The sequence below is a fragment of the Bacillus sp. FSL K6-3154 genome, assembly GCF_040869395.1.
GTDB lineage: Bacteria > Bacillota > Bacilli > Bacillales > Bacillaceae > Bacillus > Bacillus safensis.
In genome coordinates this window covers 580,779-601,443 of record NZ_CP152033.1, presented here as the reverse complement: position 1 = coordinate 601,443, position 20,665 = coordinate 580,779, and the positions used below count along the sequence as shown (strand labels likewise).

Sequence of the window (20,665 nt, the reverse complement as noted above, 5' to 3'; positions counted from 1 at the left end):
CTTTTCTTTTTGTACATATAAATAGTTAGAATATTTTTAAAAAAGAAGACGGATTTAAAAAATTATGGCATAATACTAGGAGTAGGTCCTAATTCAAGCATTTTTCAGTTATGAGTGTTAGAATAGGTAAATTGAAACATGTTTCGTTTCATAAGAAAGAGGCTAAAAGGAGCTGTACCATGAAAAGAGAAGACTTAATTGCACCAGAACAATATAACTTAGTCAGTGAGATTGAAGCGTTCAGTCATGACAAGGAGAAAATGGCCCTGCACTGGCAGGACGGCAATGGCCACGAAGCACATGTGACGTATGCAGCATTAGTGGAAGAGGCAAATAAAATTGGACATGTTTTATTAAAAGCAGGCTTCAAAAAAGGCGATAAAATCATTGTGATGGTGCCGCGCATGCTCGAGGCATACAGCATTTATTTAGCAATTTTGAAAACAGGAATGGTTGTGATTCCTTGTTCTGAAATGCTGCGTGCGAAAGATTTAGATTACCGAATTGAACACGCAGAAGCAAAAGGAGCGATCGTCTACTCTTCATTTATTCAATCGTTCGACGGAACCAAACAGCCAAACGATTTTAAAACATTTTCAATCGGTGAAAACGATCATGGCTGGACAAACATTCTAGCGCAAAAGGAAGAGCAATCAAACGAGCTTGAGTTGGCAGATACAAAACGCACAGACATGGCGTTTTTATCCTATACATCAGGTACAACAGGGAACCCTAAAGGGGTTGTTCATACACACGGATGGGCGTATGCACATTTACGCACAGCTGCCAAAGCATGGCTCTCCATTAATGAAGGAGATAAAGTATGGGCGACAGCAGGACCAGGCTGGCAAAAATGGGTGTGGAGCCCCCTCTTATCTGTGTTAGGAAGTGGAGCAGAAGGCTTTGTATATGGAGGGAAATTCAATCCAAATACATACTTAGAGCTGCTTCAAAATAATGAAATCAATGTCCTATGCTGTACACCGACAGAATACCGCTTTATGGCAAAAGTAGATGATTTAAGTCAGTACGAGCTGCCGAAGCTGCATAGTGCTGTTTCTGCGGGAGAGCCGCTGAACCGTGAAGTCATTGATACATTCAAAAAGCATTTCGATATAGAAGTACGAGACGGCTATGGCCAAACTGAAAGCACACTGCTCGTAGGGGTGTTAAAAGGAATGGACATCAAGCCAGGCAGTATGGGAAAACCAACCCCTGGCAACGAAGTAGATATCATTGATGAGGATGGAAACGTCTGCGCACCTGGAGAAATTGGTGACATTGCAGTGCATCTAGAAACACCGGCTTTATTTAAGGAATACTATAAAGACGAAGACCGTACAAAAGCGCAGCGACGCGGCAATTACTTTATTACCGGTGACCGCGCGAAAAAAGACGAAGATGGGTACTTCTGGTTTGAAAGCCGCAGAGATGACATCATTGTCAGCTCAGGCTATACAATTGGACCGTTTGAAGTAGAAGATGCGCTGATTAAGCATCCAGCAGTGAAGGAATGTGCAGTTGTGGCGAGCCCAGATGAAATCAGAGGATCAATCGTCAAAGCTTACGTCGTCCTTCGTGATGGAACTGCGCAAAGTGATGAACTGATCAAAGAGCTGCAAACACATGTGAAAAACACAACAGCACCGTACAAATACCCAAGAGAAATCGAATTCATTGACGAACTGCCCAAAACTCCGTCAGCGAAAATCCGCCGTGTAGAGCTGAGAGAAAGAGAGCTTGCACGAAAAGGTCAATAATAAAGAAGAGAGAAGCGTTTGGATGGAAGCATCCAGCGCTTTTTTTGTATGGAAAATGAAATTCATTGAAAGCAGGCAGGGTGCTTTATGTTAAAATATGTAGGAATTTCTGAAAAAGGAGAATGTTAGTAGATGTCCATTGCGATCATTCATGGAATTGTACTTGCCTTTGGTCTCATTTTACCTTTGGGCGCACAAAATGTATTTGTATTTCAACAAGGAGCGCTGCAGCCTCGATTATATCGAGCAATGCCTGTAGTCATCACAGCTGCTCTTTGTGACACACTTTTAATTGCTTTAGCTGTCATAGGTGTTTCTGTTGTGGTGTTTACCATTCCTGTGCTGCAAATCGGCCTTTATATCATTGGTTTCTGTTTTTTAGTGTATATGGGATGGTCTGTATGGAACACAAGCTCATCATCAGGTGATGAAGAGAAGCAGAAATTAATGCCTGCAAGAAAACAAATTGTATTTGCCTGTTCAGTTTCTCTTTTAAATCCCCACGCGATTCTCGATACGATAGGTGTCATTGGTACGAATTCGCTGCAATATAGCGGGGCAGAAAAGCTGGCGTTTACACTTGCCTGTATCATCGTGTCCTGGTTATGGTTTATGGGGCTCGCCCTTTTAGGGAAGATGTTAGGAAAGTTAGATACAAACGGCAAATGGATGAACCGTATCAATAAGGCTTCGGCGGTCATGATCTGGCTGGTTGCGTTATACATTGCGTATCAATTGATTGTGTAAGGTACATAGAGAATCAAACAAAGAAGCGTTTGGACGTAATGATCCTGCGCTTTTTTTATGTTGGAAGTGTAGCAGCCTTACAATATATCGGAATCAAACCTATGAAATTCTTTGAGTTTGGGATGATCGAAAGAACTATTTCAGAAACGCCTGCTCTTCATATATTGAGATAAGTCACTTTTCTTCTAATTCGATCCTGTTCTGTTTTAAAATGTCATTGAGGCGGGGGCATTTATCCTCGTCATTTGAAAAGGGGGATATGGATGAAGAAAACATTGTTTAAAGATGCAGCTCTCTTAACACTGGATCCATCTTTAGGTTTTCTTGAAAAGGGAGATTTGTTAATTGAAGGGAAACATATTTTAGAAGTTAGGCCTTCAATTGAAGTAAGTGATGCAGACATCGTTGATGCATCTGATATGGTCATCATGCCAGGTCTTGTAGATACACATCGGCATGTGTGGCAGTCTGTCATCCGGGGCATAGGGACGGATTGGTCTTTGCAGACATATTTGAGCAAAATCTATTATGGCAACTATGGAGCGATGAGACGCCCATCCGACGATCGAATCGCCAATTATTTAGGGGCATTAGAGGCTTTAGATGCAGGTGTGACCACGTTTTTAGACTGGACGATGATCAATTCAATGGATCATACAGAAGAGCTCATTGAAGGATTAAAAGATGCGGGCATACGAGCTGTTTTTGCTTTTGGGTCCTCTGGAGATGCTGAATATTGGGATAGAGAGAGTACGCTCACTAATATGGAGGACGCAGCACGTGTGAAAAAAGCACATTTTCAATCATCAGATCAGCTTTTAACAATGGGACTTGCGATTCGTGGTCCAGAGTTTTCATCATGGGAGACGTCGGTATTTGAAATTGAAACAGCCCGTTCTCTAGATGCTCTATGCAGTATGCACATCGGCTTTGGGAATTGGGGAGCGGAGGATCGATCGATTGAGCGGCTTCATAAAGCAGGGTTACTCGGACCAGATTTGAACATGGTGCATATTAATGCAATTGATGCGGATCAAATGAAGATGCTGGCAGACAGCGGAAGCTCCATATCCATTACCCCTGAAATTGAAATGATGATGGGTCACGGTTATCCTGTCACAGGACTTGCGATTGAACAAGGTGTTCTTCCAACACTCGGTGTAGACGTAGTGACAGCGACAGGAGGAGATTTGTTTGCCCAAATGAAATTCGGACTTCAAGCAGAGCGCGCGATCCAAAATCAATCGTTGTTAATGGATGGGGTCATGCCGGGGCCTGAACTTGGGCTGTCTGCTCATCAAATGCTTGAGGCTGCGACGATCAATGGGGCTCGTGCATTACAGCTCGATCATAAAATTGGGTCGCTTACACCTGGGAAAGAAGCTGATTTCATCCTAATCGACCGGACAAGCATGAATCTTCTGCCGATGACAGATCCGGCTGGCGCGGTTGTCCAAACGGCACATCCTTCAAATGTTGATTCTGTTTATGTGGCTGGAAAAGCAGTGAAACGAAACGGAAAGCTTGTTGATGTGAACCTAGAAGAGGTCAAACGAAGAGCTTATACAGCAAGAGACCATATTTTATCACACAAGTTTGAATCGACACCTTCGTAAATAAAATAACCCCATAGGCGTTGCCTATGGGGAATTGTTTACAAGGATTCTTTGATGACCTTTTTATAATATTGGACAGACAGGAATCCGAAGACAGAATAGAGGGCAGTGTAAATCGACATGACGATAAGCATTGGAGTCCACAATTCTCCGCCGAACAAAAACCAGCCTGATTGTACAGCAAAGTAGCTGTGCAGCAATCCGATGATGAGCGGAATCCCAAAGTTAAACAGCTGTTTCAGCCGGATGCCTTTTAATAGATCCTTCTCAGTAAAACCAAGCTTACGCAAGATCGTGTAGGAGCTTTGTTCCTCTTCACTTTCATTCATTTGTTTAAAGTATAAAATACAGCCTGATGTGACAAGGAAGCTGAGACCTAAAAATCCGACCACAAACATCATTAGTCCTATTGTTTGTTTTTGCTGCTGAGCTGAAGCTAATTGAGACATGCTTTTGTCACTTAGTTTTAAAGATGTAAACACGCGATTTGCTTGTTCAAGATTTTTATTATCTTTTATATTGACTGCGTTATATTGGCTATTCTCAAACTGCAGCTTTGGATCTTTCTGTTTGTCGAGCTGCTCAAAAACATGTTGACTCACGACGGCAACAGGCAGACCGCCAAAAGTGAAGTTGTATGAAATGAGATAATCTTTCTTCATATCCATGACTTTCAAATCAACAGGCTCCTTGATGAGAAGCTTCACATCGCCTGAGCTTTGAATCGGCATGAATTTCTTTAATAGATCACTGTAGCCGCTTAAAATAACTTCGTTGTTCTCTACATGAATATTTGGTGCGTTTTTCTCACTGATCACAGGCAGTGTCAATACGCCTGGATCATTTTTCATATTTTTCAATTCTGAATCCATGATTTTTTTCGCATCAAATTTCGCTTGAATCACTTTGACCTGCTTTTGATCATAAGCAATATGTTTGTCAGAAAGTGCACGAGTGAAGGTTGCTGCTTCTTTTTCTGAGCCCATGACGAAATGAGCTGGAATTTGCTGCTCAGCGGTTTTTTCCGCTGAGTAATAAGAAATGTAGCTAAGAGCCAGCAAACCGATGGCAAGTGCAGATACGGTTGTAATAATCGTTAAAAGCAGTGCATTTGATTTTAGCCGGAACATAATGGATGACAATGATAACACTTCATGAATGGCGAGATAGCCATTTTTTCTTTTACGTACGATATTGGCAATGAAAGAAACAGAGCCTTTGTAAAAAAGAAAGGTACCGATGATGACAGAGGCTAGAATATAAATCATGGCTAAAAGTAACTCAAGCATCGACGTATATGAGCCGGTAAAAAGCTTAGAAGAAATATAATAGCCTGAGCTGATCAAGACAATACCGAAAACCCCAATGATGATTTCAAACACAGAGATCTTTTTCACACGCTGTTCTGTCGAAGATGTTGTTCTAAACAAAGATAAAATCGTCTGTTTTTTAATAAAACGCCTATTTCTCAGCATAATCAATCCATAGATAATGAAAAAGACAATAAGTGTTTGCAGAAGGGCCATGCCTGAAAAATGCAGATTGGCGATGGCGTTCACGCCGGTTACTTTAAATAACACCATCAGCATCAGCTTTGAACCGATAAAGCCGGCAATGATGCCGATAACCATAGCTGTCACGTATAGGATAAAGTTTTCTGCATTGAGCAGCCTGGCAATTTTTTGTTTCGTCATACCGATGAGCTGCAGGAGACCTATTTCTTTTCCTCTGCGTTTAATAAAAATGCTATTCGCATATAGCAGGAAAATACCGACGATCGCAATGAGCAGCACCGAAGCGGCTTTAATTGAAGCGCCGCCTTTAATGGAGCCTTTTACACCATCAAGTGCTGGCGAGTACTGCAAGGTGACAAAGGAAAAATAGAGCGCGACACTAAACACGAGAGCAAACACATATAAATAGTAATTCTTCAAATTTTTCTTCAAGTTACGGAAGATGAGCTGATTAATGTTCATGCTTCACACCGCCTAAGACACCTTGCGTTTTCATAATATCCTCGAAAAACATTTTTCTTTCTAAAGCGCCTTTATTCAACTGTGTATAAATCTGTCCATCCTTGATAAAAATGACGCGGCTTGAATAGCTGGCTGCGACAGGATCATGTGTCACCATCACAATGGTCGCTTTTCGTTTGCGATTGAAATCTTGCAGCTTGTTGAGCAGGTCAGATGCCGATTTGGAATCAAGTGCCCCTGTAGGTTCATCAGCGAAAATAAGACTTGGCTCATGAATGAAGGCACGAACCGCCGATGTCCGCTGCTTTTGTCCGCCAGAGAGTTCATTCGGGTATTTGTCTCTTAGTTCATAAATGCCCATGTCTTCTGCAAGCTGCTGAAAACGTTCAAAAGCTTCTTTTTTTGGCGTTTTGGATATGGATAAAGGCAAAAGAATATTTTCTTTGACTGTGAGTGTATCAAGTAAATTATAATCTTGAAAAACAAAGCCAAGCTGCTTTTTTCTAAATTCCGCAAGCTGCTGATCCTTCATTTGTGTCATCTCAGCATCTGCAATACGAATGGATCCGCTGGACACATGATCGATAGAGGACAATACGTTCAGAAGGGTTGTTTTCCCCGAGCCTGATGGCCCCATGATACTAACAAATTCCCCGGCTTCAATGGTCAAATCAATGCCGCTGAGCACCTCTTGTTTGTTGAATTTATTTCCATAGCTTTTATAAATTTTGCGAGCTTCTAAAATGTTCATTTGCTGAACCCCTTTTTCTTTTAATTGATAACTCTAGTATAAAAAGAAGCCTGCCAAACGTCCTTCGATTTGGCGAACAAAACAGACGAGCATGTGACATTGTTGTCACATGCTCGCAATATGAACAAAATCATTCTTTTTCGGAAAGATGAAGGTGAAAATTGTACCTTGATCTATCGTGGAGTTGACCTCGATCGTCATATGAAGAGCGTCTGCTCCTTTTTTCGTTAAATAGAGCCCCATTCCTGTTGAGGCGGTGTCATTGTGATGTCTAGTTGAGGTAAAGCCTTTTTCAAAAATACGAGAGATGTCTCTTGGATCAATTCCTCTCCCTTGATCTGTGATCTTCAGCATGACTTGGTCATTTATTTGCTTGCTTTCAATGACAATATCGGAAGAATGGCTGTATTTGACTGCATTTGTGAGTACCTGCCTGATCATAAAGGATAACCATTTTATATCACTTAATACGGTGCGTTCCTCCAGCGCCAGCTCAAAGCCGATTCCTTTTTGCATACACCAGGATTGGAGCGCTTTGATTTCTTTCGCTATGATGCTTTGCAGGTCCAGCTTTTCAATGAATAAATCATTTTCGATATGACGTACTCTGCTTTGGTGCAGCTGGGCATCAAGTAATAAATGTATTCTGAGCCACTCATACGTCATATTTGATTTCAGCTGCTGATCTGTTAAGCGGTCAATCATTAAGCGCATCGCTGTAAGGGGGGTTTTGACCTCATGTATCCAAGAGAGCAATTCATCTTTTTCTTCTTCGAGAGCGATTTTCTGCTCTGCTGCCATCTGCCGGTAGCGTGCAATTTGCTCTGACGTTGCATCATGGATGAGCTGCTCAAATGGGGAAGAGGGGGTTAGCCGTATTTGATGTTCAATGTCATCATCCCATTCTTTCAACCTCTCATAATAAGCCGTTTCTTTTCGGTATCGGAAAAAGAGGAAGACAATCATAAGAAACGTAGACAATAGCACAATATAAAAAAGAGAAGCGATTGGAATGGTCGTATCCAAATAAGCAACAAACAGAATGAGGAGCTGCAAACTAAGAAAGAAAAGAATCCAGCTTCTTCGTTCTTTTAAAAATGCTTGCAGCATCATTGATCATCCTTTTCCTTTGCAAGATAGCCTTGACCCACTTTTGTCTCAATGAAGGCGCCAAGGGAGATCTCGTCTAGTTTTTTTCTGAGGCGGTTGACGTTTACAGTCAGTGTATTGTCACTGACAAAACGTTCATCCTCCCACAATGCTTGAATGAGTGATTCACGGCTGACGATATGATTTTTATGCTGAATCAATTCCTTGAGAATAAATAACTCATTTTTTGTTAATTCAACCTCACCATGATCATTTGTTACGGTATTTTTTTCTAGGTCAATCGCAGCGCCGCACCATACCTTTAGGCTGGCCGGTTCTGCATTATAATCATGCACGCGGCGAAGAACAGCACTTATTTTGGCAATGAGTACGTCAAAATGGAAGGGCTTTTGCACAAAATCATCGGCACCGAGCTGCATTGACATGACCATATCAGCTGGATGGTCTCTTGAGGAGAGGAAGATGATTGGAACATTTGAATGATGCCGAATCATCCGGCACCAGTGAAAGCCATCGTATTTTGGCAGCTGTATATCTATAATGACGAGATCAGGCTGGACAGACGTGAATTCCTGCAGCACCTGATGGAAATCTTGAATCCCATAGACATCATAGGACCAGTTGACTAGACGTTCTTTGATTTCCTGGAAGAGGGTTGTATCATCTTCAATTAGTAAAATCTTAAACAAAATCAGCACCACACTTTTTGTATTCGCTTGTTGTCATTGTAGCGGAAAAAAGGACCTGCCGCTAGAACCAGACAAGAAAAAAGCAAGGGAAGAGATCCCTTGCTTCAGCTTATTTACCTAAAAAGTGCTTTTTAAAGAATGATAGTTGGAATTCAAGTGTAAGTGGGTCATTAAAATAGAATTCCTCTGCATTGGCTTCATACACACGATGTTTTTTGACAGCTGGGATGGACTTGTAAATTTCACTGTTTTGATAGGAATTGTCCATTTCGCTGTTTTTACTAATGATCATATAGTCTCCAGCAAATTCAGGAATGACTTCCTGTGAAACCGCGTAGTAGCCGGCTTTTAATGCTTTTTCTTTCACTTTCTCAGGCATTTTCAGTTTCATTGCTTGATAGAGAATTTCTGTTCCGCGGCCCCATGCATCTCCAAAAACGTAAAGATCTTTTGTGCCGCTTTCAAAGACAGAAACTGTTGCATCTTTTCCGATTTTTGCTTTGATTTCTTTTCCAGCTTCAGCTGCGCGTTTTTTGAAATCTTTTACCCAAGCTTTTGCTTCTTTTTCTTTGTTTAAAACTTTTCCAATTTCAATGTGCTGCTGAAGGTAATCCACTTTGTTATACGTAAACAAAACGGTTGGTGCGATTTTTTTGAGTTTTTCTACATTTTTAGTATTGCTTAAGCCAATGATGACATCAGGCTTTAGCTTCATGATTTTCTCTACATTTGCATCAGATACTTCTTCCACATTTTTTAATTTCTTTTGGAAACGCGGATTCTTTTTGGACCAAGAGTCAACGCCGACAAGGTTCACACCAAGTGACATGACATTCCCTGTGTAAGAACCGAGCACAACAACACGTTTTGGATGCGCTGGCAGCTTCACAGGCCCATTTTCAGATTGATATGTAATTTTGTCTGATGATGCTGATTGATTTCCTTTATTTGAGGAAGAGCTGCTGCTATTGCCACATGCGCTCAATGCAAGTACAAAGATGAGCATCAGAGGGAACAATATTTTCTTCATGAATGTAGACTCCTTTGAAATCGGCGCATAAGCCGGATATTGGTTGTATTAGTGATAATGATAATTATTATCACTTGGATATCATATCATAGGACTGTAGGTTGTTGTCAATGACATTTTGATAGCTGGTAATAAAAAATAAAGGGGGGATTTTCAATAAAAAAAGATCAAGGCAGCATGTGTCCTGATCTTTTTTCTTATTTAAACCAGCCTTTTTCTTTTGAGCGTGTAATGGCTTCGATGCGGTTTTTCACTTCCAGCTTATCTAAAATAATGGAAATGTAGTTCCGGACAGTGCCGCTTTTGATGCTGAGTTCTTTTGCAATTTCTTTTGTGTTTTTACCGTCTGCGACGAGTTCAAGGACCGATTTCTCTCGCTCCGTTAAAGGATTTTCATCACTATATAAGTCTTCCATCAATTCAGGGGCATACACCTTTTTCCCTTTCATCACACTGCGGATCGCACTTGCCAGCTCCTCGCTTGGACTGTCTTTCAGCATGTAGCCGCTGACGCCCGCTTTTAGCGCCCTTTGGAAATAACCGGAGCGGGCAAAGGTCGTTAAAATAATGATTTTCACATCTGATCCTTTGAGCTCTTCCGCTGCATCGAGTCCGGTTTTTCCCGGCATTTCAATATCCATTAAGCAAATATCAACAGGGTGTGTTTTGGCAAAATCGATGGCATCTTGGCCGTTCGTACCTTTCCCAACAACCTTCATATCGTCTTCTAAATCGAGAAGTGAACCGAGTGCACCAAGCAGCATTTGCTGATCTTCTGCGATAAAGATGTTGATCATTTCATCCCCTCCTTTTCTTTTGCTGCTGAATCATTTGGAATGCTCATAATGAGCTTTGTCCCGTCCTTTGTTTCAATCCGCAGGCGGCCATTTGCAAATTCCAATCTTTCTCTTATTCCTAAAAGACCGTGACCCTTCGTTTGAGAGGATGGATAGTCGCCTTTAAATGTTCCGTCATCCTCAACGGTGATGATGGCTTCCTTTGACTTTTGGTGAATGGTGATTTTACAAACCGTTGCATCACTATGTTTGACGACATTCGTCACCGCCTCTTTGATACACATGCTCACAATGTTTTCGTTCAGAAGTGAGATGTGTTTCGGTGCTTCCTTTTCATCATAAATCAATTCAATTCCAGCTGCTTCGAGAATTTGCTCGATGTTCGACATTTCATCTTTGATTCGGATGCCTTTCATGGAGGAAACAATCTTCCGCACTTCATTGAGAGACGTTCTGGCGGTCTGCTGGACGCTTTTGAGTTCGGCACGAGCCTGTTCAGGGTCTTTATACACGAGTTTACGGGCAAGATCACTTTTTAAACCGATCAAAGAAAGCTTTTGTCCAAGGGTGTCATGCAGGTCGCGTGCAATGCGCTGCCTTTCTTCAAGCTTCACAAGATCTGCAATCCGTTCATTGGCATATTCTAATTTCTCCTCAAGCCGTTCACGTTCCTTCCTGCTCCGAATGCTGAGAGGAAGAAGAATGGCACTAATCAGAGTGATGACGACAAAAGGAATTTGTGTGAGAAACCAGCCCTTTTTTAAGATCAAACTAAAGTTCACTGCCACGGCGGCGCTCGCCAGATGGATATAGTACAAGATATAAAAGGGAACTTTTCGTTTAATATGTCCGTTAAAATAGGCGATGCAAAAAGCGAAATAAATATAGCTGTAGAGCATCACATAACCAGTTGAAATGCCGATTAATAATAGGCCAAAGACATATAATGACCAGCCTTTTGCAACAAAGGCAAAACGATACACAGCGAAAAAGACGACGTTCAAAATAATGCCGATCACAATACCTAAAGTCGAAGGTGTCTTAAGGATAAAATAGAAGGGCAGGATGAAAAAAATGGCCCATATATAGGGGGAAATCCCATGCAATTTTTGAAGTTTAAACTGTTTTTTCATCCGTGTGCCACCTTTTTTCGTTTTTCATTGTTTTTCCTTACTTTATCAAATTCAGCCTATTGGTGCATCCTGTAAATGACAACAAGCCCCTTCTCGTGTAAGAAAGAGCCTGCGCCGATTATGCATTTTTCTTGAGAATGTCTCCTTTGATAACAGGAACGTTCATCTTCTTAGATTGCCGTGCTTCTCTAAACGTCACAAATGCTTTCGTTTCCTCATCCCACAGTCTAAATTTCATCGACTCAAGGCTTGTTTTCAACGTGATGGTCGGGACATTTTGCAGCGGCTCACTTTGGTCATGGGCATGCTCTAAAAGATAATTCGGTACTCTTGGGCTTAAATGATGGACATGATGGTAGCCGATATTACCTGTTAACCATTGAAGAAGCTTTGGCAATTTGTAAAAGGAGCTTCCTTCAACAGCTGCCTGCACATAGTTCCAATGTTCATCTGCTTCAAAATAAGAGTCCTCAAACGTATGCTGTACATAAAACAACCATACACCGATAGATCCTGAGATCAGGAAGATCGGACCTTGAACAAGCAGAAATTCCTGCCAGCCAAAAAGAAGACATGTTGCGGCTGCTAACGCAATGATGCTCACGTTTGTGAAATACGTGTTCCAACGCTCCTTTTTACGAGCATTTTTGACGTTGAAACGGTTTTTTAAGAGAAAGACAAAGATCGGTCCTAAAATAAACATCACAAAAGGGTTACGATAAAATCTGTAGCGAAATTTCGTCCATGCTGATGCTTCTTGATATTCTTTGACTGTTAGGAGCCAAATGTCGCCAGTACCTCGTTTGTCTAAATTACTGCTTGTGGCATGGTGAATTGAATGATCTCGTTGCCATTGAAGATAAGGGAAAAGGGTGAGTACGCCCGTTAAAAAACCGAACAGGTGATTTAGCGGCTTCTGTTTAAAAAAGGATTGATGGCAGCAGTCGTGAAAAATAATAAAGACACGCACTAAAAAACCAGCTGCAATAACCGCGAAAAAGAGGGTTAAAAGGTAGGAGATATTCAGGCTATAATAGGCAAGAAACCAAAGCCCTAAAAATGGAATGAATGTATTAAAGAGTTGAATGATACTTTTTTTCGAATCAGCACCAGAGAATTGACCCACTTGTTTTCTTAAAGTAGCTTGCTGCTGTGTGTTTGTTGAAGTCGTCATGAACGTTCAAGTCCTTTCCGTTTCTTTCTACTTCAAAGTATAGAAGGAAAGGTGTCATGCTCATAGTAGCACCCATCATGTATTCAATATGACATTTGTCATGTTTGTCATCAAAAAGGCTGATGGGATACGGTTTTGAGCTTATTTCAATATAAATAAAAAAAAGTAAAGGCGCTGGGCCCTCACTTTTTATGAACGTGCTTCATGTACTTTTAACTGCTTGCCTTTAATGGTTGTGTGGCGCATGGCATTCAGCACAAGAGGGCCTTTGCCGTTTAAAATATCTACATATGTTTTTGTGTCTTGGATCGTAATAATCCCAATGTCATCGAATGCAACGCCTTCTATTTTGGCAATGGTCCCAACAAAATCAACAGCCCGCAGCTTCTTTTTCTTTCCGCCGTTAAAATAAAGCTTCATAATATCCTTCTCAACGCCTGCCTGTTTATTTTCCTTTTGAATAGGCGTTTCAATCTTTTCTTCAAAGCTTTCTACATGCTTTTCTGCTTCTTCCTTTGTCGGATAAGGCTGAGTTTGAAAGTCTATGCCGGCATCCTGCTTTAATTCATCAATGAGCGGTTTTGCATTCTTTGTCATAAACGCAATCGTTTTCCCGCTTTTTCCCGCTCTGCCTGTTCTGCCAGTCCGGTGAATATAGCGCTCTTTTTCATAAGGAAGATCATAATGAATGACATGTGTCATATCACTGACATCAATTCCCCGGGCTGCTATATCTGTTGCGATCAGATAACGGAATTCACCTTTTTTAAATTCATCCATCACATCAAAGCGGTCTTCCTGTCTCATACCGCCATGAATTTTGTCACAGGGCACATCCCATTCGTCCAGCTTCAGCGTGAGTTCATTCACCCTGTCTTGTGTATTACAGAAAATAATGCAGCTATCTGGATTTTCAATGACGATCGTACGCTGAAGAAGGGAGAATTTCGATTCTTCTTCCGTTTCAATGACGGTGTGGGTGATTTGCTGTACAGACGTTTCTTCACGTGCAATCTCAATGATTTTGGGTGATTGTAAAAACTGTTCGCTCAATTTTTTCATATCATCAGACATTGTCGCTGAAAACAGCATCGACATGCGCTTTGCCGGCAGATACTGAATAATAGAAGAGACTTGATCGATAAATCCCATGTTCAGCATCTCATCCGCTTCATCTAACACGAAAAATTTGAGATTTTCTAAAGAAAGGGTGCCTTTCTCAAGGTGATCCAAAATGCGGCCTGGTGTTCCGCACACAATATGGTTTTTCTGTGAAAGCTCTACTTTCTGCGCTTGAAAAGAGGCTTTTCCATAAATGGCTGCGGCTTTGATTCGTTTGAATCGCCCAAGGCTTGTGAGGTCTTGTTTGACCTGCATGGCGAGTTCTCGTGTCGGAACGAGGATGAGGGCTTGAGGTTTATTTTCAGCCCAATCAACCATTTCACAAATCGGCAGACCATAGGCTGCAGTCTTGCCGCTGCCAGTCTGAGATTTGACGATTAAATCCTGCTTTGAAAAAGCAACGGATAATGTCTCGTGCTGAACGGGTGTAGGTGTATGGAAGTGAAGCGCTTCTAACGCTTGTTTCAATTCATCACTTAATGGATATTGATCAAAATGTTGTAATGTCATCGTGTTCTCCTTTTCGTACATACATACTTGTGACATCATACCATAACCAGGACTGTGAATGAAAAGACATAAAAAAAGCCCCGTAAAGGAGCTTTCAGCGTGCGGACAAATTCTCAAAGGAATCTGCGTTTTACTTTTTCCCAGTAAGAGTTGTCTTTTAATTTCACCGTTTTAATGACTTTTCCTGAAAGGCCAATGTCAATTTGTTTGACGTGTTTTGTGCCGAGCGCTTCGTTATCAAGCCCGATAATTGGATGATCGTTTCCATCCTGCACTACCTTGAGCGTCAGTTTGCGGTCACTGCTCAAGATGAAAGGAGCGCCTAATGTACGGTACGAGTTGTTATTCAGCGATGCAAGCTCTGTGACTTGCATACAAGGAAGCATCGGATCAACCACGGCGCCGCTCACGGATTTATTGTAAGCCGTTGAACCAGTCGGAGTGGAAATAATCATGCCGTCGCCTCTAAAAGTTTCAAAGTGGAAATCATCTATATACACATCGATCACAAATGTTTTAATAATGCTGGAGCGGATCGACAGTTCATTTAAGCAATGGAACTGGTTTGTGCTGTCAACGCTTACATCGATGATCGGATATTTTCTCACTTCAAGCTGTTCAGTGTTCATGGCATCAATCATTTTATCAAAATGCTCTAACGAGAAATCGCAGTATAGGTGCGTATTTTCTGATTTTGATACCCCTACATACAAGCAGTCATCCCGGAAGTTTGTTTTACGTACTGCTTGAAGAAATGTGCCATCCCCGCCAATTGAAGCAATAATATGGGCATCCTCTGCACGCTTGACGACGTGAAAGCCCTGATCGGTAGCGAGCTTCTCGAGAGAAGAAATGTGTCCATCCAATTCATGATCTTTTTTGTAAAAGAAAAATACATTGCGACGATTGTCTGTCATTGACGTTCTCCCCTTTGCTGTCAAAAATAATTTTCAATGATAAAGGGCTTACATGAAAACCCTTGCTCACATTTTACACTTTTTTCATATGAAAGTAAAAACTTTAGAAAGAACCGTCTGATGACCGGAATGCTTTATGAGAAATGAGTCGATGTGAGTGATTTGAAATGACTGAATACTGAGCATAATTGAATAGTCGTTTTCTCATGAAAGAATGGTTTAGGTGTTTCGTTGCGGTGAAGATATAGCCTATTAGGTGCAGGGAGAGGATAAAAAAGCCAATTTTTCGTCATGCGCATGTCTAAGTAGACGATGTAAAGTTGATCGTTATTTAAGAGAGGTGCTATCATATGCCTACATGAAATGTAAAAAAACCACAATTCCTGTGAAACATTTCTTGTGGGCATTCGTATGAATGAAGTGAGATAAAAAGGAGGAGAAAAAGATGAATGCGAAAAGATGGGTAGCATTAATTATTGCACTTGGTGTTTTCGGATTTTCAATTGTGATTAGTGTCACGATGGCCTTGTTCGATAGCTTCAATGACAATAAAATGAGCTATCAATTCGGGGATGAAATAGAAGAGAAGGTACTAGAGAATGGCAGCGGTGCAGGCAAGATTGCTGTTCTTGAGATTAATGGAACCATTCAAGATAATGGCGGCGCATCGAGCCTATTAGGCGGAGAAGGTTATGATCATCGTGCATTCCTCAAGGAACTAGATAAAGCGAAAGAGGATGCTTCTGTAAAAGGTGTACTTCTGCGCGTAAACTCTCCTGGCGGCGGTGTCTATGAAAGTGCTGAAATACATAAAAAATTAGAAGAAGTGAAAAAAGCGAAGAAGCCGATTTACGTATCTATGGGTTCAATGGCAGCTTCTGGCGGCTACTACGTGTCAACTCCAGCGAAGAAAATCTTTGCTTCACCTGAAACATTAACAGGGTCGTTAGGGGTCATCATGCAAAGCTTAAATTATTCTAAGCTCGCAGATAATCTAGGTATTAAATATGAAACGATTAAGAGCGGGAAATTCAAAGATATCATGTCTCCAAACCGTGATATGACAAAAGATGAGCGCAACATCATGCAAAGCATGGTCGATAACTCTTATGAAGGATTTGTCAAAGTAATCTCGGAAGGACGTGGCATGTCAAAACAGGAAGTCAAGAAAATTGCCGACGGCCGAGTATATGACGGGACACAGGCAAAATCGAACGGATTAGTCGATGAGCTTGGGTATTATGAAGATGCATTAAAAGCGATGAAGAAAAATGAAAAAGGCTTAAAAGGAGCAACAGTGGTCAGCTATTCTCAAAGCTTTGGCTGGAACTCTCTCTTCAACATGAGTGCAAGCAAGCTCTTTAAAAGCGAAATTGATTTTCTGAATTTAAAAGAAACACTGGCTGGCTCAAATGGGTCTAAACCGATGTATCTCTATTCAAAATAAAGGAGGGATCATAGATGGATTCTACATTCGATGAAGTAAGCGAAAGCCGCAGCCAAGAGGAAGAATCGAAGCCGGCCTTTGTGAAGCGCGCTTCAATTGAAGCACAGGCGTTTGCAGGTTTTTGGATTAGATTTTGGGCATTTATTCTTGATTGGCTCGTCGTCTGGGGTGTAAACCATTTGACGGTTTCTCCAATCTTTAGTCTGTTTGGCTGGTCCAAAGGAGGGGGATGGTTTTCTCCATTTTCCGTCACAACGACGATTGTATTCCTCCTTTATTTCGCCATCATGACGAAAATCTTTCAACAAACACTTGGCAAGATGGTGTTTGGAATTAAAGTGGTCTCACTTCAGCCTGAGAAGAAGCTGGCATGGGATGTTATTTTCTTTAGAGAGATTGTGGGGCGCTACATTAATACGATCTTTATTCTCTATGCTATCGTTGGGTTCTCACCGAAAAAGCAAGGGGTTCATGATTACTTTGCCGATACGGTGGTCGTCCATGAACATTTATATGAAAAAACAGAATCAAACGTATAATCAGAGGAGTTTGGCCGGGTACCGGTCAAACTCTTTTTTGTTGATTGGGTATAAAATCCAGAATGAGAGCCATAATCGTAGGGGAAGCATCATTTGTTATGGAGGAAGTGAGCACAGTGCTTTACGTTTGGATCGCAGCGTTTTTGCTTCTTGTGATCTTGTTGATTTTCATGAAAGTAACCATTTCGCTGGACTATTCGCATACAAACGACAATGACCACATTGCACTGAAGGTCATCACCTTATATGGATTGGTCAGACTCAAAAAAGATATTCCGATGGTGAGGGTCAATCCAGAAGACCAAACGATTGATATTCGTGAAAAGAAAATGGAAAGCGCTAAAAACCCTGATCACGAAAAAGAATCGATGCATAAAAAAGTAGGAAAGCGTGATATGAAGCAAATCCTTCATCAAATGGAGCGCATCACAAAAGAGATTGTCGATTTAAACCGGATCATGCGCAAATTCTTCATTCACATAAGGGTTGTCTCATTTCATTGGTCGACATGGATCGGCTTTCATGACGCCGCTTTAACAGGTGTAGCAGCTGGCGGTGTGTGGTCAGTGAAAGGAGCACTGCTTGCCTTTATGCAGGAGCATCTCACCTTTAAGCATAAACCGGTGTATGAAGTCATTCCGGCCTTTCAGCACAATGTGTCACAGACTCAGTTTACATGTATAGCATATTTTCGTATTGGACATGCTATGCTTGCAGCCATTCGTTTACTTGTCCATTGGTTAAAAGGAAGAAAGGCGAGAAAAAGTGCCTCTCTTCAAGCAACGAAGAATGAATCATCTGTTTAAGGAGGAACCCGAAAATGGCAGATCATCCAATCCAAGGTCTCATGAAGACAGCGATGGAAAACTTAAAAGAAATGATAGATGTGAATACAATCATCGGCGATCCAGTCGAAACCCCTGACGGCAGTGTCATTCTCACTGTGTCAAAGGTTGGTTTTGGATTTGCAGCCGGCGGCAGTGAATTTAACGGGAACCAAAAGAAAGAAAAACGTTCTGATGAACAGGAACGAAAAGAGCCGAGACTCCCATTTGGCGGCGGAAGCGGCGGCGGGGTGTCGATTACACCAATCGCCTTCTTAATTGTTGGAACAAACGGAGTTCGAATGCTTCATTTGGATGAACACACACATCTGCTCGATAAAATATTGGATTCTGCTCCTCAAGCAATTGAACGTCTTCAGCACATGTTTAAGAAGGATGAGCGGGAGCACCGTCACAAAGAACGAAAACTAGATGACATAGACCTTTAAAAAGTTAGCTGCGCTGCAGTTAACTTTTTTTGTAAAAGGGACAATTAGGCTTTGCAGTTTTTTGCTTTCTCTACTATGATAGAACCATACATTTGAAAAGGGAGGAATTGTTTTGGCATCGATCACATTTAAAGGAAGTCCTGTCACGCTTGTAGGAAATGAAGTAAAAGTAGGCGAGCAGGCTCCTGATTTTACGGTATTAACGAACTCACTTGGAGAAGTTTCACTTTCTGATTTAGCAGGAAAAGTGACGATCATCTCAGTGATTCCTTCTATTGATACAGGTGTGTGTGACGCACAAACAAGACGTTTCAATGAAGAGGCAGCGGGTTTAGGTCCGGTCAATATTTATACGATTAGTGCAGACCTTCCATTTGCACAAGCACGCTGGTGCGGAGCAAACGGAATTGAAAATGTCGAAACATTATCTGATCACAGAGATATGTCATTTGGTGAAGCATTCGGAGTGTATATGAAAGAATTGCGTTTATTGGCACGCGCAGTCTTTGTATTAGACCCTAACGGAAAAGTGGTTTACACTGAATACGTAAGTGAAGCAACGAATCACCCAAATTATGAAAAAGCCATTGAAGCTGCAAAATCACTGTTATAAAAGCAGCATCGACAAGAGCTCCGGCTTCATCCTGGGGCTCTTTTCAATGAGAACATATAGCTTTTAACAAAGCGAGGAGAGAAAAGCATTGCAGAAAGATCAAGTAAGTACTATTTTTGAACTGCTCGATACAGCTTCTATTCGATTAAAAAAGGAACAGGGCATTTCCTATATTGAAGCATTGGCAGAAGCAGGAGAAGCCTTTTTCCAAGCAAATGATCGAAACGGTTTATTAAAGGATTTAATAGAAAAGGCAGATTTTGCTTCTTATGATCATGAGCAGATTCGTAAAGCGTTTCAGCTCGCCGTATTGAAAGGTCAAAAGGATATTTCTCATCCAAATCGCCAGATGACACCAGATACGATTGGACTGTTTGTCAGCTATTTGGTGAATAAATTTTTAGACGGTCAAAAAGAGCTTGTAGTCTTTGATCCAGCAGCGGGAACAGGAAACTTACTTCTTGCTGTTTTAAATAATCTCACTGCAGAAACAAAACGCGGCTTTGCATCTGAAATTGATGATGTGCTCATTAAAATTGCTTGGGCCCAAGCGAATTTAGAGGAGAAAGAAGTTGAGCTTTTCCACCAGGACAGTCTTGAGCCGCTTCTGATCTCACCGGCAGATGTCACTGTATGCAGTCTCCCAGTGGGCTATTATCCAAATGATGAGCGTGCAGCAGACTTTGAATTAAAGGCAAAAGAAGGACATGCCTTTGCCCATTATTTATTCATTGAACAAAGCCTTCGCTACACAAAAGAAGGCGGCTTCTTATTCTTCATCATTCCAAATGATTTGTTTGAAGGAAAAGAGAGCGTACAATTAAAGGATTTCATCAAAGATCATGCGTATATGAATGCGTTAATTCAGCTGCCAGTGTCCATGTTTAAGGATAAAAAACACGCCAAAAGCTTATTTGTGATGCAAAAGAAAAAAGAAGGGCTGAAAGCACCAAAACGAATGCTGTTTGCCAATCTTCCATCTTTCTCACAGAAGGAAGCAATGGTCGGTGTGATGAGAAAATTAGACCAGTGGTTTATAGAAGAAAAAGAAACGAAAGAATAGCCAGAGTGATTTCTGGCTATTTCAGCGTGTAGACAAACCCTCGCATTCGCCCGCAGTTCTGCGCTCCGGTGCTCACGAATCCCAAATTCGCTCTGCTCCGGTGCTCGCCCTTCCTAGATCTGCAAAGGTTTTCTATCATGCTGAAAAGAAAACAAAGAGCTAAAATAAAAATCATTTTAGCTCTTTGTCAATAATCTGGATATTTTACTATTCAGAAAATAACGACTTATTGATGTAAGCGATAACAGTTTGAAGGTGCACTTGAAATGCAAAGTTTTCAATGTTTAAATGAAAAAGTCAGATATTTTTCGGACTTATCGTTAAACTATAAAAGACCCGTCAAACAGGTTGAATATAGCACCGGAAAAAACGTGAAACCTTATATAACAACTGAGTAA

The 20,665-nt window shown here is 41.3% G+C and carries 19 protein-coding genes; 9 read left to right on the top strand and 10 right to left on the bottom strand.

Features of this window, described 5'->3' with window-relative positions:
• Positions 1-179 precede the first annotated feature (179 nt).
• The 3 genes from MHH61_RS03240 to MHH61_RS03230 all read left to right on the top strand — a co-directional run bounded on the left by MHH61_RS03240 (position 180) and on the right by MHH61_RS03230 (position 4,123).
• Positions 180-1,760, top strand: a complete 1,581-nt coding sequence (locus tag MHH61_RS03240; RefSeq protein ID WP_120208802.1) for an acyl--CoA ligase — start codon at positions 180-182, stop codon at positions 1,758-1,760.
• Between the two features lie 132 nt (positions 1,761-1,892).
• Positions 1,893-2,507 (top strand): LysE/ArgO family amino acid transporter, encoded by a 615-nt coding sequence (locus MHH61_RS03235; RefSeq protein WP_125587162.1) that lies wholly within the window; start codon positions 1,893-1,895, stop codon positions 2,505-2,507.
• Between the two features lie 263 nt (positions 2,508-2,770).
• Positions 2,771-4,123, top strand: coding sequence for an amidohydrolase family protein (locus MHH61_RS03230; protein WP_125587161.1), 1,353 nt, complete (start codon positions 2,771-2,773; stop codon positions 4,121-4,123).
• Positions 4,124-4,161: 38 nt separating this feature from the next.
• Here MHH61_RS03230 and MHH61_RS03225 read toward each other — a convergent pair whose 3' ends face one another.
• The 10 genes from MHH61_RS03225 to MHH61_RS03180 form a co-directional block, all read right to left on the bottom strand.
• A complete protein-coding gene (locus MHH61_RS03225; RefSeq protein ID WP_024424824.1) occupies positions 4,162-6,099 on the bottom strand; it encodes an ABC transporter permease in 1,938 nt (645 codons plus the stop codon).
• Positions 6,089-6,850 (bottom strand): ABC transporter ATP-binding protein, encoded by a 762-nt coding sequence (locus MHH61_RS03220; protein ID WP_024426158.1) that lies wholly within the window; start codon positions 6,848-6,850, stop codon positions 6,089-6,091. Before MHH61_RS03220 ends, MHH61_RS03225 begins: the two co-directional genes overlap by 11 nt.
• Before the next feature lie 105 nt (positions 6,851-6,955).
• Complete coding sequence (locus MHH61_RS03215; RefSeq protein ID WP_125587160.1) at positions 6,956-7,960, bottom strand: sensor histidine kinase; 1,005 nt, start codon at positions 7,958-7,960, stop codon at positions 6,956-6,958.
• Positions 7,960-8,649 carry a response regulator transcription factor gene (locus MHH61_RS03210; RefSeq protein ID WP_025092270.1) on the bottom strand — a complete coding sequence of 230 codons (690 nt, stop codon included), beginning with the start codon at positions 8,647-8,649 and terminating at the stop codon, positions 7,960-7,962. The genes MHH61_RS03215 and MHH61_RS03210 overlap by 1 nt, the downstream gene beginning before the upstream one ends.
• Positions 8,650-8,758: 109 nt before the next feature.
• Positions 8,759-9,679 (bottom strand): iron-hydroxamate ABC transporter substrate-binding protein, encoded by a 921-nt coding sequence (locus MHH61_RS03205; protein WP_024424819.1) that lies wholly within the window; start codon positions 9,677-9,679, stop codon positions 8,759-8,761.
• 197 nt (positions 9,680-9,876) lie between these two features.
• Positions 9,877-10,476, bottom strand: coding sequence for a response regulator transcription factor (locus MHH61_RS03200; protein ID WP_125587159.1), 600 nt, complete (start codon positions 10,474-10,476; stop codon positions 9,877-9,879).
• Entirely contained in the window at positions 10,473-11,609 is a 1,137-nt protein-coding gene (locus tag MHH61_RS03195) for a sensor histidine kinase (RefSeq protein WP_024424817.1), read from the bottom strand. Before MHH61_RS03195 ends, MHH61_RS03200 begins: the two co-directional genes overlap by 4 nt.
• A 118-nt stretch (positions 11,610-11,727) precedes the next feature.
• Complete coding sequence (locus MHH61_RS03190; protein WP_024424816.1) at positions 11,728-12,783, bottom strand: fatty acid desaturase; 1,056 nt, start codon at positions 12,781-12,783, stop codon at positions 11,728-11,730.
• A 189-nt stretch (positions 12,784-12,972) separates the two neighbouring features.
• Positions 12,973-14,415, bottom strand: a complete 1,443-nt coding sequence (locus MHH61_RS03185; protein WP_125587158.1) for a DEAD/DEAH box helicase — start codon at positions 14,413-14,415, stop codon at positions 12,973-12,975.
• A 113-nt stretch (positions 14,416-14,528) separates the two neighbouring features.
• A complete protein-coding gene (locus MHH61_RS03180) occupies positions 14,529-15,332 on the bottom strand; it encodes an NAD kinase (RefSeq protein ID WP_024424814.1) in 804 nt (267 codons plus the stop codon).
• A gap of 445 nt (positions 15,333-15,777) precedes the next feature.
• Between MHH61_RS03180 and sppA the strand changes: the two genes are divergently transcribed.
• From sppA to MHH61_RS03150, 6 genes are all read left to right on the top strand, one after another.
• Positions 15,778-16,779, top strand: a complete 1,002-nt coding sequence (sppA, locus tag MHH61_RS03175) for a signal peptide peptidase SppA (protein ID WP_024424813.1) — start codon at positions 15,778-15,780, stop codon at positions 16,777-16,779.
• A 14-nt stretch (positions 16,780-16,793) separates the two neighbouring features.
• Positions 16,794-17,318, top strand: a complete 525-nt coding sequence (locus tag MHH61_RS03170; protein WP_024424812.1) for an RDD family protein — start codon at positions 16,794-16,796, stop codon at positions 17,316-17,318.
• 98 nt (positions 17,319-17,416) lie between these two features.
• Positions 17,417-18,124: a DUF2953 domain-containing protein gene (locus tag MHH61_RS03165; RefSeq protein ID WP_073206972.1), complete on the top strand. Its 708-nt coding sequence runs from the start codon at positions 17,417-17,419 to the stop codon at positions 18,122-18,124.
• 14 nt (positions 18,125-18,138) lie between these two features.
• Positions 18,139-18,591, top strand: coding sequence for a GerW family sporulation protein (ytfJ, locus tag MHH61_RS03160; protein ID WP_007501733.1), 453 nt, complete (start codon positions 18,139-18,141; stop codon positions 18,589-18,591).
• A 112-nt stretch (positions 18,592-18,703) separates the two neighbouring features.
• Complete coding sequence (gene tpx, locus MHH61_RS03155) at positions 18,704-19,204, top strand: thiol peroxidase (protein ID WP_024424810.1); 501 nt, start codon at positions 18,704-18,706, stop codon at positions 19,202-19,204.
• 88 nt (positions 19,205-19,292) lie between these two features.
• Complete coding sequence (locus tag MHH61_RS03150) at positions 19,293-20,267, top strand: class I SAM-dependent methyltransferase (RefSeq protein ID WP_025092266.1); 975 nt, start codon at positions 19,293-19,295, stop codon at positions 20,265-20,267.
• Positions 20,268-20,665 lie beyond the last annotated feature (398 nt).

Excerpts from the sequence above, each read along its gene's own strand:
- MHH61_RS03240 (WP_120208802.1), top strand. The coding sequence starts at position 180 with ATGAAAAGAGAAGACTTAATTGCACCAGAACAATATAACTTAGTCAGT.
- MHH61_RS03235 (WP_125587162.1), top strand. The coding sequence starts at position 1,893 with ATGTCCATTGCGATCATTCATGGAATTGTACTTGCCTTTGGTCTCATT.
- MHH61_RS03230 (WP_125587161.1), top strand. The coding sequence starts at position 2,771 with ATGAAGAAAACATTGTTTAAAGATGCAGCTCTCTTAACACTGGATCCA.
- MHH61_RS03225 (WP_024424824.1), bottom strand. The coding sequence starts at position 6,099 with ATGAACATTAATCAGCTCATCTTCCGTAACTTGAAGAAAAATTTGAAG.
- MHH61_RS03220 (WP_024426158.1), bottom strand. The coding sequence starts at position 6,850 with ATGAACATTTTAGAAGCTCGCAAAATTTATAAAAGCTATGGAAATAAA.
- MHH61_RS03215 (WP_125587160.1), bottom strand. The coding sequence starts at position 7,960 with ATGCTGCAAGCATTTTTAAAAGAACGAAGAAGCTGGATTCTTTTCTTT.
- MHH61_RS03205 (WP_024424819.1), bottom strand. The coding sequence starts at position 9,679 with ATGAAGAAAATATTGTTCCCTCTGATGCTCATCTTTGTACTTGCATTG.
- MHH61_RS03200 (WP_125587159.1), bottom strand. The coding sequence starts at position 10,476 with ATGATCAACATCTTTATCGCAGAAGATCAGCAAATGCTGCTTGGTGCA.
- MHH61_RS03195 (WP_024424817.1), bottom strand. The coding sequence starts at position 11,609 with ATGAAAAAACAGTTTAAACTTCAAAAATTGCATGGGATTTCCCCCTAT.
- MHH61_RS03190 (WP_024424816.1), bottom strand. The coding sequence starts at position 12,783 with ATGACGACTTCAACAAACACACAGCAGCAAGCTACTTTAAGAAAACAA.
- MHH61_RS03185 (WP_125587158.1), bottom strand. The coding sequence starts at position 14,415 with ATGACATTACAACATTTTGATCAATATCCATTAAGTGATGAATTGAAA.
- MHH61_RS03180 (WP_024424814.1), bottom strand. The coding sequence starts at position 15,332 with ATGACAGACAATCGTCGCAATGTATTTTTCTTTTACAAAAAAGATCAT.
- sppA (WP_024424813.1), top strand. The coding sequence starts at position 15,778 with ATGAATGCGAAAAGATGGGTAGCATTAATTATTGCACTTGGTGTTTTC.
- MHH61_RS03170 (WP_024424812.1), top strand. The coding sequence starts at position 16,794 with ATGGATTCTACATTCGATGAAGTAAGCGAAAGCCGCAGCCAAGAGGAA.
- MHH61_RS03165 (WP_073206972.1), top strand. The coding sequence starts at position 17,417 with ATGGAGGAAGTGAGCACAGTGCTTTACGTTTGGATCGCAGCGTTTTTG.
- ytfJ (WP_007501733.1), top strand. The coding sequence starts at position 18,139 with ATGGCAGATCATCCAATCCAAGGTCTCATGAAGACAGCGATGGAAAAC.